This is a genomic window from Verrucomicrobiota bacterium (genome assembly GCA_016871535.1).
Taxonomy (GTDB): Bacteria; Verrucomicrobiota; Verrucomicrobiia; order Limisphaerales; family SIBE01; genus VHCZ01.
Genome location: VHCZ01000001.1, coordinates 1 through 14,224, shown reverse-complemented (window position 1 = coordinate 14,224; position 14,224 = coordinate 1). Strand labels below are relative to the sequence as shown.

General features: G+C 60.3%; 9 protein-coding genes. 6 read left to right on the top strand and 3 right to left on the bottom strand.

The genetic code is table 11. From position 1 onward, the window contains the following. Window positions 1-90 precede the first annotated feature (90 nt). Together FJ398_00045 and FJ398_00040 are read left to right on the top strand one after the other, a co-directional pair. Complete coding sequence (locus FJ398_00045) at window positions 91-1,569, top strand: DUF1501 domain-containing protein (protein MBM3836351.1); 1,479 nt, start codon at window positions 91-93, stop codon at window positions 1,567-1,569. Window positions 1,570-1,871: 302 nt separating this feature from the next. After that, window positions 1,872-2,660: a type II secretion system protein gene (locus FJ398_00040; GenBank protein ID MBM3836350.1), complete on the top strand. Its 789-nt coding sequence runs from the start codon at window positions 1,872-1,874 to the stop codon at window positions 2,658-2,660. Window positions 2,661-2,665: 5 nt separating this feature from the next. Here FJ398_00040 and FJ398_00035 read toward each other — a convergent pair whose 3' ends face one another. The 3 genes from FJ398_00035 to FJ398_00025 form a co-directional block, all read right to left on the bottom strand. Continuing rightward, window positions 2,666-3,520: a L,D-transpeptidase gene (locus FJ398_00035; protein ID MBM3836349.1), complete on the bottom strand. Its 855-nt coding sequence runs from the start codon at window positions 3,518-3,520 to the stop codon at window positions 2,666-2,668. A 202-nt stretch (window positions 3,521-3,722) separates the two neighbouring features. Next, entirely contained in the window at window positions 3,723-5,039 is a 1,317-nt protein-coding gene (gene argA, locus FJ398_00030) for an amino-acid N-acetyltransferase (GenBank protein ID MBM3836348.1), read from the bottom strand. Window positions 5,040-5,293: 254 nt separating this feature from the next. Further along, window positions 5,294-8,602 (bottom strand): c-type cytochrome, encoded by a 3,309-nt coding sequence (locus FJ398_00025; protein MBM3836347.1) that lies wholly within the window; start codon window positions 8,600-8,602, stop codon window positions 5,294-5,296. A 318-nt stretch (window positions 8,603-8,920) separates the two neighbouring features. On the opposite strand from FJ398_00025, the gene FJ398_00020 reads away from it, so the two are divergent. The 4 genes from FJ398_00020 (at window position 8,921) to FJ398_00005 (ending at window position 13,634) form a co-directional block, all read left to right on the top strand. Continuing rightward, entirely contained in the window at window positions 8,921-11,800 is a 2,880-nt protein-coding gene (locus FJ398_00020; GenBank protein ID MBM3836346.1) for a hypothetical protein, read from the top strand. Window positions 11,801-11,997: 197 nt separating this feature from the next. Then, a complete protein-coding gene (locus tag FJ398_00015) occupies window positions 11,998-12,279 on the top strand; it encodes a hypothetical protein (GenBank protein MBM3836345.1) in 282 nt (93 codons plus the stop codon). Between the two features lie 52 nt (window positions 12,280-12,331). Then, complete coding sequence (locus FJ398_00010; protein MBM3836344.1) at window positions 12,332-12,712, top strand: hypothetical protein; 381 nt, start codon at window positions 12,332-12,334, stop codon at window positions 12,710-12,712. Window positions 12,713-12,818: 106 nt separating this feature from the next. After that, entirely contained in the window at window positions 12,819-13,634 is an 816-nt protein-coding gene (locus FJ398_00005) for an ATP-binding cassette domain-containing protein (GenBank protein MBM3836343.1), read from the top strand. Window positions 13,635-14,224: the final 590 nt, after the last annotated feature.

Here is a 14,224-nt window from a genome sequence, read left to right as displayed (position 1 = left end):
GCCTCGCGATTGGACGTTTGCCTCAGAGGCTCTCCCGGAGGGAGAGCAGGCTGGAAGCCTGCCCTACGTTGACGCGAACCTGACCGAACCATGAATACACTTCCCCATCTCATCGCCACGCCTGGTCCGCTACTCCAATCGCGCCGCGATTTCCTGCGTCGTACGGGTTCGGGCTGCGGCTTGCTCGCGCTGGCTTCGTTGCTGAACGACCATGGCCTGCTTGCGCTTTCCACCCAGGCCGGCAGCCTTCCGGCCAATCCGTTGCTCGCGCATCCGTCGCACTTCTCTGCCGCCGCAAAGTCCGTGATCTGGCTCTTCATGAACGGTGGTCAAAGCCAGGTCGATACCTGGGATTACAAACCGGAGTTGACGAAGCGCGACGGCAAGGAACTCGAAGGCTTCGACAAGAAAACGGGCTTTTTTACCGACCAAGTCGGGCCGCTGATGAAATCGCCGTTCAAGTTCGCGCAACACGGCCAATCCGGCGCCTGGGCTTCGGAGATTTTCCAAAACATGGTCCGGCACGTCGATGATATGGCCTTCATCCACTCGTGCTTCACGGAGACGAACAATCATTCTCCGGCGCTGTTCCAGATCAACACGGGTTTCAGCCGGATGGGATTTCCGTGCGTGGGATCGTGGGTCACGTATGGACTCGGCTCCGAAAACCAGAATCTTCCGGCGTTCATCGTCATGTACGACACGCTGGGCCGTGGCGTGCCGAAGGGCCACGCGCAAAACTGGGGTGCGGGCTTTCTGCCCGGGGTTTTCCAGGGCACCGCGCTCAATATCCAGGGCGCGCCCATCAACAATCTCGCTCGCGATGAGCGGATGAACGATTCGCGGCAGCGCGCGCAACTCGACTTGCTCAAGAAACTGAACCGGCATTATCTCGAAGCCGCGCAGGACGACTCCGAACTCGCGGCGCGCATCGAAAGCTTCGAGCTCGCGTATCGCATGCAGATGGCCGCGCCCGAAGCGCTCGACATCGCGCGCGAACCAGAGCACATCCAGCGCCTCTACGGCATCGAACGCAAAGAGTGCGCCCACTTCGCCAAGCAATGTTTGATGGCGCGCCGGCTCGTCGAACGCGGGGTCCGGTTCGTTCAAATCTACAGCGGCGGCATGGAGAACGAACGCAGTTGGGACGGCCACGTCGATATCGAAGGCAACCACCGTCAGTTCGCCGGAGAAACGGACTGGCCGATCGCGGGCCTCCTGACGGACCTCAAACAACGCGGCCTGCTCGAATCCACTCTCGTCATCTGCTGCGGCGAATTCGGCCGTCTGCCCGTTTCCCAAAAATCAAAAATGCCCGGCCGCGACCACAACCCCCACGCCTTCACGACCTGGATGGCGGGCGGCGGCGTGAAAGGCGGGGTTCATTACGGCGAGACGGACGAAATCGGCCACAAAGCCGCCGTGGACAAGGTGAGCATCAATGATCTTCACGCCACCGTGCTGCATTTGCTCGGCATCGATCACGAGAAACTGACTTACCGATTCAATGGCCGGGATTTTCGATTGACTGACGTGGCAGGGCGAGTGGTGCGGGAGATCTTGGCCTGATCGCTCGATGGCCGAAAGGAAGCGGTTGGGATGGTGAGGGGAGTTGGCTTTGAAATCATGGACCGAGACACCAGCGACGACGCCTTGGTCCTGGGAGATGAGTTTGCGCCGAACAACGGGAGGCAAGCGATTGTAGAGCAGACATTCTTGTCTGCTGGTGAGCGGAACTTTCCAGTTCCGCTTCGGGCGACTGGAAAGTCGCCCGAACCCGCAGGCTGGAAAACCTGCGCCACAGCGAACACCTCCCGAACTTTGGCTTTCGCGTTGAGTTTTTCCCCTCCAAAGGTAACGTTGGGACTACCATGAAGCGCCTGCCTGTCCATCGCTCACCCACTCCAGGTTTCACCCTCATCGAACTTCTGGTGGTCATCGCCATCATCGCGATCCTCGCCGGTATGTTGCTGCCCGCGCTGTCCCGCGCGAAAGAGAAGGGCAAATCTACCAGTTGCATCAATAACCTCCGGCAGATGAGCATCGCGGCGCGCGTGTATGGCGACGACCACGACGGACGTTACTCCTTCACGTTCCAGGTGCGCGGCGCGAACGTTTTCCGCAAAGCCTGGTTCAATTTCCTCCAGCCGTATCAACAGACGACGAACCTGATTCTCTGCCCGAGCAAGACCCCGAAATTCAAGGAGGCCGTGGCCCTTTACCCGAGCGATCTCCAGGATAAATCAATCTCGAACTACAGCGCCAATTTCCGGTTCGGCGGCTGCGATTGGCCGGAGACCTGGCCCATGACGACCTGGCGCCAGATCAAGGATACCGACGTGCGGCGGCCTGCGGCCACGGTTTATCTCACCGACGGCGGCAGCCGTCCTCGGAACACCAAGGACCCGAATCTGTGCGTCACGCCTGCGACTCCAGAAAAGCCGGGTTGCTGGATCGTGCACGATCCGCAGAACGACGAGCCGTGCACCGGGTGCGTGACTTCGCCCGGCGATCCGAATTGGGGCGGCCCGCACCTGCGCCACAATCAACGGAGCAACGTCGCATTTGCCGACACGCACATCGAAAGCCTCAAGTCCTCTCGCTGGTACTGGACCGGCACACCCTGGCTCAAACCGGACGTGGGCGGAGATGGACTGTAGAAGACTTACTCGATTCGGGTTTGAATGAACTGGCCGACCAACGCGGTGGGGTTTGCTCTGGAAATGTCCGACAACCTGACTCCCGCGGTCTGATCAGTAATCCAAACGAGCGTCCCGACCGGCAATTTGTCAAACAGCGGCAGCAGGTCCGCGGCCGCGACATGAATGCAGCCCCGTGAAGCGGGCCGACCCAGGGTCATTTCGTCGTGGGTCCCGTGGAGGTAGATGTAACGCGCGTGCGAATCTACTGTTCCGCCGCGGTTGAAGCCGCGTTCCAGCCCTTCCAGCCACAGAATGCGATGCACGATGGGTTCGCGCGGCAGACCATGCCAGACTAATCCGACGGGTTTTCGGCTCCGGAACGCGGTGCCGATGGGGCGCCCCTCGCCGATTTTTTCGGCGACGCGGTGCAAGCCGAGCGGGGTCCGGTTTGAGCCTGACTTCTGGCCCACGCCAAACCGGGAGGTGGAAATACGGTATCGCCGTCGCATCACGTAGGCGCGACGCGGCGAATCGTTCGGTCCATTGAGGATGCTTTCCGCGAACCTTCCCATGAACCTCAAGGTGGGGCGAGCCTGTCCCCAGCGAGCCGATCCGGACGTGTTCCAAGCACGTCGAGCGGCTCGCCGGGACGGACTCGCCCTACCGCCGATGGGATCAAGGGCCGTACGCACGGGTCGCACGTCGTGAGAGCTTCCCTTAAAACGAAGCTCCGAACTCCGATTCGGCGCGGAGGTCGGATGTTGCCGGAACGCGCCGGGTCGGAGACCGGCGCTCCGCCCCCCGGCCACGCGTTGCTCCAGCAGCGCCATCGTCTGCGTGCGGACATCCACCGCCAGAACAAATCGCGTTGGGCGCACGTCGTGTCGCCGACAAGCTCTCAGGAATTCTGCCTTCAGTGACCCCTCAGTTAACGACGGCCGGGCGAGGCTGCCGAGCTTTTCTTCGATGGCATGGGCCCGGCGGGAGCCTCGCCCCACCCTGAACTGAGGGAATTCTGCCTCCACGCTATGGCGCTTTGACGCTCCCACACTCTGACGCTCCCACGGCGCGGTTCAACGGTCACTCCGCGGCCTTCGGCCCGTCCGCCGGAGCGGGCTTCGCCAGTTTTTTGACGAGCACCTTGGAGTTGCGCCCGCTCTGGCCGTACTTCTCGCGGCGCGCGGGCGGCAGGTCGTCAGGCGTTCCTTCGGCAAAACCGCCCTTGGATTGAAAATACGTGAACGCCTGAGTCGAAAGCGTGATCAGCTCGTCCAGTCCGAGTTCCCGCGCTTTCGTCTCCACGTAATTGATGAGCTTGCGCCCGATGCCCTGGTTTTCATGCGAAGGCCGGACGTAGAGGCAAGCGAGTTCGCCCTTGCGTTGCTCCGGATAAACGTGCAGCGCGACGCACGCCACGGGGTTTTTGTCGATCTCGAAGATGTAATAGTCGCCCAGTTGTTTCTCCACCGTCGAGCGCGAGCGCTTGACCAGTTCATCGGTTTCGACGGAGTTGCGGATCATGGTGAGAATGTTCCGCGCGTCTTTCTTCATGGCGCGCCGGACTTGCTGATATTCATTGGCGTAAATGAGCGTGCCGATGCCTTCGTTGGAAAACACCTCCGCCAGCAAGCCTTCATCGACGCGGCCGTTGATGATGTGGACGCGGGGCACGCCGCTGGTGCAGGCCGCCGCCGCGTAGGTGGCTTTCGAGAGTCCCTCCGGAGCCAACTCGCTTTTCCGATGCGTCAGGATTTGCGTCAGATCGCCCACGATCATCTGGCGAATGAGCTGGCCTTGCCGAACCAAACCGTCCTGGGTGGTGATGTAGATCAGCTTGGCCGCTTTCAGCCCCTCCGCAATCGACTCCGCCACGGCGTCGGAATTGACGCGATACGTCTTGCCATCGCCGTCGAAGCCCAGCGGCGGCACGACCGGAAGGATGCCCTGGCTGAGCAAGGTTTGGAGCAGCTCGACGTCCACGCGCTCGACTTTGCCCGTGAACAAATGATCGAGGCCCTGAAGAATCCCAACGGGGTGGGCGATGATCGCATTCGTGCACGCCGCGCGCAGATCATTCGCGGAAAGGCCTTCCAGGATTTCGTGCGTGAGGCGATTGGCCGCGGTCAGCGCCAGCTTCAAGGTCGGGGCATCAGTAATGCCGGTTCCTTCCAGATCGGAGGGCGTGATTCCTTGCTCCACGGCCAGGGCTTTGATCTGCGCCGCCGCTCCGTGGACCAGCACGACGCGAATGTTCAGCGAGCGCAAGACCGCGACGTCGAGCAGAATGTTGGCAAAGTTCTCATCGGTGACGATGGCGCCATCGATGCTGATGATGAAAACCTTTTCCCGGAAACTGGGAATGTATTGAAGAATGCCGCGAAGGTCTGTGAGTTTCACGTCTTAGCCGGAACGATTCGGGTCGGATGGGGAGCACAGGCGCCCTCGCGTGCTCCCGTCGGCGCCCTCGCCGACCTCATGCAATCGAACGGAACCGTCCCCCCCATTACGCGATGGTTTCAACGACGATCCGACTGGCGAGGCGCCCGTCCGCACACGCGAGGGCGCGTGCGCTCCCCAATCCCGACTGAATCGTTCTGTCTTAACCGCGTTCATTGGGAGAATAACTAGACCGTTTCGGCGTTGATTCAACTTCATTTTTCACGGCCAGACTTTCGGGCATCGTCTTTCAACGATTCCAGAAACGCCACGAGGTCGGCGAACTCCGACGGCGTGAGCACTTCGTGCAAACCTTCCGGCATGAGCGACAGCGCGCTCGCCCGGCGGCTCTGCAACCGAGCCTTGGGAATTCGATGGAGATTCCCTTCGCCATCTCGCAGGACGAGCACTTCGGCCGTTTCCGCATTCACCAGTCCGGAAAAACTCTCGTCGTCTTTGGTTTCTACGATGACTTGCTGGTAGCCTTCGCGCACGGCTTTGCTGGGAAAAAGAATGCTTTCGGCCAGTTCGCGCCGCGAAAACTGCGAGCCGATCGTGCTGAGGTCGGGGCCCACGTTGCCGCCTTCGCGTCCCACCGCGTGACATTTCACGCAAGCAGTGCGGCCCAAATCGGCAAACACTTGCCGGCCATTCTGCGCGTCGCCGCCGGTCTTGAAGGCGAAATCCAAATACTCGGAGGGCTGCGGCTTTTTCACCGGCACCGAAAAGAGCCGGCTCTTCAACGCTTCGGCATCGCCACGATACGTGGATTGCAACTCGGCCACGATGTCCGGGGTCATGCCGTCCAGTCGGCGTTCGATTTCCGGGATCGCCGTCTGGCGGATTTCTTGCAGCGCTTTGCGGCACTTCTGGCGCAGCAACGCATCCTTCGCGAGCAGTCCCGCCCAATAGGCATCCAGGGCCCGCGCATCCGGAATCGAAGCCAGGGCCGAGATCGCTTCGTCGCGGGTTTCATTCACGGAATAGGCCCGCAGCAAATGCGGCACGGCTTCGGCGGATTTTGTTGCGCCCAACGCGAGCATCGCGCTGCGCCGGACCGCGAGCGATGGGTGATCCAGCAAGGCCGGGAATTGAGAGAGCGCCACACCGGGACCCAGCTTCACCAGCGCGTCGAAGGCCTGCCGGCGGATTGCCGCATCGCGGCTCGTGGCGTGCGCCGCGATTGCATCGCGCGCCTGGGAGACTTTCAAATTGCCCAGCGCCTGCAGGGTTTTCAGGAGCAGGGCGCGATCCGAAGGATTCGTCTGAAGGAATTTCGTGAGCGCCTCGGACAATTCATCCCCGCCAATCTGTTCCGCTGCGGAAATTGCGCCGGCCAGCAGAGCGGCATCGGACAAACTCAAGACATTGCGGATTAGCTTCGTCGCGGCGTTGTCTTTCAGCGCGCCGAAGGCCGCCAGCAATTCCCGTTTGATCTCCGGGTCTTTCTCCTTTTGAAACAATTCTCGAAGGCGAGGCGCTGCGGCGGTGTCCTTCGCTTCCAGAATGCCCTGAAGACTTGCCAGGCGAACCGAACGGTCGGCCTCTTGCAGGCCCTCTCGCAACGCCGCAAGAATGGTCGGCGTGCCCGCCCAGTCGATCGTCTTCTGCGGTGGCGGCGCGTTCACCGGATGGTACGCCCACCACTCGCCTTTCCATGGCGGCCTTTGACGGTGCCAACTGGCGAGGACCCTCAACGCGGCTTCGCGAGCCGGAGCTGGTTTTGTCGCTTCCCGGACGAGCTTGGCCAGAATGCTTACGAGTGTTGCGTCGTAAGTGTCGCGGAAGGCGGACGTCACGCCTTCGCGAACTCGTGGCTTCGCGCTTTCCAAACCCGTGACGATGGCGTTCCAGGCAGACGGGGCCGCGCCCCCGATTCGATTCAACGCCGTGAAGGCGGCGTAACGGGCGAACAAATCCCGTTCGTCAAGCGCGTCGAGCAAGGCCGGCACGGCGGAGGGAGTTCCGAGCCGGCCCAAAGCGGTTGCGGCCTGGAAACGGATTGACGCGTCTGCGTCTTTGAGTTGCTCCGCCAACAAGGCCGCGGCCTCCCGCACGCGGCGAGTGCCAAGCTGGCGAATGGCCTGTCGGCGCACGCTGGGATCGCGGTCCTTGACCGCCGTAACAACAGCCGCCCGCGCGGCGAGACCGCCATCGATAGCATCAAGCGTCCAGAGCGCGTGCCAGCGGGCGTGAGTCGGGGCGGCGGGATCTGTCAACAAACGGCTGAGTCGGTCAGTCGCGTCGCTCCGTTCGGACAGGCTGGAAGCCTGTCCTACTTTGGCCGAGATTTGGCGTTGGGCCGTCAGCCGGACGCTTTGAGCGGGATGGGCCAGTGCTTTGATCAGTTCATCAAAGCTGGCGCTGCATCCCTGCCCCATCGCGGCGGGAAGGAACCAGTCCGGTCTGGGAGCCGCGCGGCTTGGCCCGGTGTAACTCAACTTGAACAACCGGCCCGCTTCCACCTTGGCCTTCGTGTCGCGATGGTTCCAATCGCAGATGTAAATACTCAAGCCGTCCGGCGCGAGGGCGATCCCGACGGGACGGAAATCCTCCGGAACATTCGTGAAAAAATCCTGGCGCGATTCCGCGCGGTAGCTGCCGCCGTCGCGAGCGATCCGCACGCGGAGCAACTGGCGTTTGCCGAAGTCCGCGAGGAAAAGGTTGCCGTGGTACTCGGAGGGGAGCGCGTCTTCGTTGTAAGCCAGCGCGCCGGTCGCCGCCCCGCCGCCGTAATCGGCCATCATCCAGAGCGTGTAAGGTTGCTGCGGGATGAAATCGTAAGGGTAACCATAGAATCCGCCATCGACCATGTGCGTCAGGCGCGACATCCATTGTTGTTCGTCGGTGTTGTCGTAAGTGAAGAGGTCGTCCTCGGCATTGACCGCGACGTCGAGAATGTTGCGCACACCGGTGGAATACACTTCAAGTTGCGTGGCCTCGGGACGCAGCCGAAGAATGCCGCCGCCGTAAAGATCGATCCGTTTGCCGTCCTTTCCCACCGCGCCGTAGAGGCCTTTGTCGCCGACCGCGACGTAGAAATATCCATCCATCGCCAGGCGGAAATTGGCCGGCACATGATCGTTCCAATCCAACGCCCAAGGATTGGGGTTCGTGGATTCGATCAGATCGACGCGGTCGCGCCCGACGCCGTGGTCATCCGTGAACACGGAGAACTTGGGGTTGTGCAGAACGTAGAGCTTGCCTTCGAGATATTGCAAGCCGAACACCGCGTAAAGCTGGTCGGCAAACACCGTGGCGCGTCCGCCCGGATGGAGACAAATAATCCGGCCCAACGCCAGGTTCGCGGAGGGCGCGCTGATGTCCATCGGATCTTCGGCAACGAAGACGCGTCCATCCGGCGCGCAGGCCACGACCGAGGGATGGCGAATCTTCGGCGCCGCTGCGACCAGTTCCAGCTTCCAATCCGGCGGACAGGTGGGCACCGGCGTTTGGCCGTGTCCGCTCAAGGCCCAAGCGCATGCGGCGGTGACGATCGAGAACTGGAGGCGCGCGGCGTGCATTTGGAGCGGCCATTCGAGTCCATCTGACCGGCGGTGTCAACAAGATGGCCGACTACTGATCAGACCGTGGGATAGAAACTTGGAACTTGAAACTTGAAACTTTGAACTCCGCACCCGCGCGGGCTGTAACCAGATTTGGGGACAGCTTCCTCAAGCGGAATTCTATTTTTAGGTTTGCCACGTGCCGACGTTCCGTGTGTAATCCGCGAAACTAGAGTGCCCCAGGCAAGAGCACTATTCCGTCAATAGCTGGCTGCGAAGACTTGCTTTGGGCCTTCCACATCAACAAACGACGCAGACAACTCAAAACCAAAACCTATGAACCCGTTCCAAAGAAAACTAGCCGCCTCAGGATTGCTGCTTTTGGCTGGCCTGGCTTTTCAGCCAGCTAATGCGGCAGCACCCACGGCCCCGCAGGGACTCATTACCGCCCGAGAATTCTTGAACATCACCGGGACCACCCTCCCCGCTTTGAAAAATGACCCGAGGTTCCCCAATTCCCCCGACGTGGTAGCTTATCCCCCTGTTTTCGAGTGGCCCGCGAATCCGGATGGCTCGCAGCCTCCAGCCGACGTCAAAAACAACTACGGCGTCCAAATCATCGGCTATCTCTATCCTAAGACAACAGGCGACTACACTTTTGCGATCGCCGCGGATGACAATGCGGAATTGTGGTTAAGCACGGACGACTCTCCTGCCAACAGGGTCCTGATCTGCCGAGAGTCTTCATGGAATCCAGTTCGCGCCTTCGCGTCCGAGACTCGGCGGAATAGACTGGATGCCGGCCTGCCAACGGAACGGTTCGACAATATATCGAAGCCGATTCGGCTCACCGCCAATCGACCGTATTATATCGAGGGCTTGATGAAGGAAGGCGGCGGCGGCGATAACCTGGCCGTGGCGTGGGCCAAACCGGGCGATCCATTGCCCCAGGACGGAGATGCGCCCATTCCGGGAGAATTCCTGGCTACGTTCGACCGTCCGTCGTTGGCGAAGCCATACATTGCTGGTTTCAGTTCCTCTCTTTCAGGTGTTTCCTTCAGTATCGAGGACGGGACAGGCCCTGGAGCCCTGACAGTCAGTGCCAGTTCGGTGAAGCTGACTTTCGATGGTGCGACCGTCACCGCAAAGGCGGCCAAGTCGGGGACGCTGACCACTGTGTTGTACGACGCCCCTGCCGCGCTTCCGCCAAATTCGACACACTCGGCAAAGCTCGATTTCGCCGACAGCGCCGGGGCTGCTCAGTCCCTGGAAAAATCGTTCACGGTGCCAAACTATGCGCTGTTGACGCCTATTTACAAAGTAACTCCAGATACGAGCAAACGTGGCTTCCTCTGGCGCGTGACGCAGCACAACTCCGTCGGTACGCAGAATACCAATAAACGCACCGAACACCAACTCGCCGGATTGTTCAGAGACGCGGATGGAAATCCTCTTCCCAACCACGCTGACCCCAGCGCCGTAGGCGGCGCAGACGGTCCTGCCCAGGCTCCGAATCCTGAGTGGGCGCCGATTACGTTTGAAGTCAGCAAAGTCATCAACTTTGACCAGGCCGCCGGCAGCAACGGAGCCTTTACTCCAGACGAACAGATGCCGGGTATCCCCGGTGTGGAAGGAGGCTCCGACGCCATCGCGGCTGAGATCATCACTTACATCGAATTGCCGGCCGGAATTACCCGGATGGGCGTAAACAGCGACGATGGCTTCCGAACCACGGCCGGTCCGGTCGGTTCACTGAGAGATGCTTTGACGGAGCCCCGATTCGCCGGAGAATTCAACGGCGGACGCGGCGCGGCCGACACGATCTTCAGCGTGGTCGCCCAAGAAGCGGGTGTCTATGCGTTCCGGACCATTTGGGAAGAAGGCGGCGGCGGCGCCAATATCGAATGGTTCACGTTCAAAGCCGACGGCACAAAAGTATTGGTCAATGACGACGCCAGCGGCGGTCTGAAAGCTTATCGTGCCATTCTGCCAACGGGCACGAAAGCCGTCGTGCGCAAGGTGGACCCCGCTGCGAATTCGGGCGGCGCGACCGGGGAACAACCGGTCCTGGCTGAAATCGTCGATGGCGCAAGCCCGATCGACCGCGCCACGGTTAAACTCAAGCTGGATGGCGCCGATGTCGCGGCTACCACCGCCAAACAAGGGAACGTGACGACGGTGACGTTCAAACCGGCGAGCCCATTTGCTTCCAAGTCTGTTCACACCGCCCAGTTGAGCTACACCGAAGGCGGGGCAGCGGTGACCCGTGAATGGACCTTCACCGCGATCAACAAAGACCTGGTGGCTTACTTTGACTTCAACGACGCCAGCGATCCTGCGAAAGCCAAGTCTAAAGTCGGTGGGTACGTCGGCGAAATGTTGAACGGCGCCAAGTACACGGACGACGCCAAAGGACGAACCGGAAAGGCGGGAGACCGCGCGGCGAAAGTCGGGTCGGCGGACCCGGTTGTCAACGGTACAATCCGCATCGCCGGCAAGGACGTTTCGTTCATGAACCTCGGCGGCATGCAAAATCAGCTCTCCGTTTCGCTCTGGCAACGGTTGGACGTCGTGAAAAACAGCTCGGTCCTTTGGAGCAGCGGCGAGGGCGGGGAGCGTAATCGGACATTCCAGGCGCACGCACCGTGGGGTGACAGTGTGATCTACTTTGACACCGGCGGCGCTTGCTGCAACGACACGGAGCGCTTGAGAGCAAACATCGATACCTTCTCCGGATTCACCGGCGACGCCAATGCGTTCTTCGGCCAGTGGCGGCACATCGTTCTGCAGAAGAACGGAGACCACAAACAAATCTGGATCGATGGCAAGCTGTTCCTGGAGAACAGGCGCAACACGGCGCCGCTCCACGCGGAATTCACCCAGTTGAACATCGGTTCCGATAATGGCGGCGGCAACAACACCCACGGCGATATCGACGATTTCGCCGTGTTTGCCAGCGCGTTGACGGCGGAAGAAGTCGGCAAATTGTTCACGGGAACGCCTCCGGATCAAATTCGGCCGATCACGGTCGCCGGCGCGAAGTTCACCAAGTTCGCCAAGAACGCCGACGGCAGCATCACGATTGAGTGGACCGGCGGCGGCACGTTGCAAGCGGCGGGTGCGGTGACCGGTCCGTGGCAGGACGTCCCCGGAGCGGCCAGTCCGTACACCTTCAAGCCCACGGGCGCTGCTCTCTTCGGGCGAATCAAGAACTAACGAATTCTCAGGAAAACACACGAAGGCCGGACCAAAAGTCCGGCCTTCTTTTTTTCGACGTTCGACTCCCTCTCTTCCCGGGTAAGGGAGGAGAGGGCCGTCTTTATTGGTTTTCCCATGAATCCGGTAAGGACGGATTCCACTCCGTCCCTGACTTTACTCCGCGGTCGAAAGTGCAATTCCAGGGACGCGGTGGAATGCGTCCTTACCAGTTCATGGGGCGAGAGCATGGTTCTGAAACCAAGCAGGCTTCCCATGAACCGGACGGTAGGGCGAGCCTGTCCCCAGCGAGCCGAGTCGGACGTGTTCCACGCACGTCGAGCGGCTCGTTGAAGACAACTCGCCCTACCGTGTTTACGGGCAACGTATCGCCACGCTGCTCGGTTTGGAACGCGGCGAAAAAGAACCGGACGGTAGGGCGAGCCTGTCCCCAGCGAGCCGAGTCGGACGTGTTCCACGCACGTCGAGCGGCTCGTTGAGGACAACTCGCCCTACCGCGTTCACGGGCAACGTATCGCCACGCTGCTCGGTTTGGAACGCGGCGAAAAAGAACCGGACGGTAGGGCGAGCCTGTCCCCAGCGAGCCGAGTCGGATGTGTTCCACGCACGTCGAGCGGCTCGTTGAGGTCAACTCGCCCTACCGCGTTCACGGGCAACGTATCGCCACGCTGCTCGGTTTGGAACGCGGCGAAAAAGAAGTTTGCTGGCAGCACTGCGTTCAAATACGGTCATGGCCACAATCGCAACAGCGCAATCTCATGTATGATTATTGACCGCATCCGCGAGAAAATCCGTGGCAACTTCAAGCCGTTTACGTTGAGCCTGTCGGACGGACGCAGTTTTCTTGTGCCCCACCCGGAACATATCGCCGTCGGCGCCCGGGTGCTGGTGCTCATTATCGAAGGGGACTGAGTGCTCACGATCGATCCCACCCATGTCACAAGCATGGAAGAGAACCTGGGGAACAAGGCAAAGCTAAGCGCCGGCTGACCGCACTCTTTCGCTTTCTCGCTGTCGCGTGAAACCCGACCGCAGCACGACCGTTCTCGCAGTCTCCGACCTGAACATTCGCCGCGGGACAACCTCCATCCTCAGAAATCTTTCCTGGCGAGTGAAGCGCGGCGAGCACTGGGTGATTCTGGGGGCGAATGGTTCGGGCAAGACTTCGTTGCTGAGCGCGTTGACCGCGTATCTGACGCCAACGGCCGGCACGATCGAACTGCTCGGACAGCGATACGGTCACGCCAACTGGCCGGAACTGCGCCGAAAAATTGGCCTGGTCAGCTCATCCATCCGCCAGTGGATGGCGGAGGATGAACCGGCGCTGCAAACGGTCGTGAGCGGCAAATACGCGGTGATCGATTACTGGGGGAAAATCACGGCTGCGGATCGCGGCCGCGCCCGACGAATTCTGGCAGGAATCGAGTGCGGCTATCTTGCGGATCGTGCGTGGGGTTACCTCTCCCAGGGCGAACGTCAGCGCGTGCTCATTGGTCGCGCCTTGATGGCCGAACCGCACGTGCTGATTCTGGATGAACCGTGCGCCGGGTTGGATCCCGCCGCGCGCGAGCATTTCCTCCAATTCCTGGATCGTCTGGGCCGGCGGCCCCGCGCCCCAACGCTTATCCTTGTAACGCACCACGTCGAAGAAATCATGCCGGTGTTCTCCCACGTCCTCATCTTGAAGGAGGGAGAGGTTCTCGTTGGCGGGAAAAAGAACGCGGTGTTGAACTCTTCGCGGCTATCAAAGGCTTTCGCAGCACACATTCGGCTCCGGCAGGCGAACGGGCGCTATGGGATGTCCGTGGCGCGCCGGGATCAGCGCATACTGTAGCTTGCCCCGGGCACTGGAATGGCAGGCTATCCAATAAAACAGCCCGCTACCTCCAAAGGAGCGGGCTCAGCGTGGAAACGAAACCGGTTGCACTTGTGACAGATAGAACCAGAACCGTCTCAGGAAGGATTTCCTTATACGCTCCTCCAGGGTCCAACGCAACAAAAAATCCAAAAAATCTGAAATTTGAAGCAGAGAATAGCGGCCCCGTGAAATGCACCGAGCCGCCATTCGTACTTCCCGAGCCCACGCTGGGCCCTGTGGATTATGATTCGGCAGTTTCTTGCGAAACTTTAGCCATCAAACGTCATGGCTTCCCGAAATCTGGCACTCAAAGAGGCGACTCCACCCGGAGCCGCCTTGCTTGAGTAAACGACGGACGTTCTATTCAGAATCTGTCTGTCGCAAACCCGAAAGGAGCAGGGGGTGTGCCTTTTCAGATTTTGTGAGACACATCACTAGTCCTGCAACAAGCGTGATTATTGGCTTGAAAAAAGAAAAAAGCTCGAAATGCCCGTCAATATTGGTTGAAATATGTTTGTTCAAGAACAGCTAACAACCAACAAAAGGTCATTTCGAGTGAGCAGAAC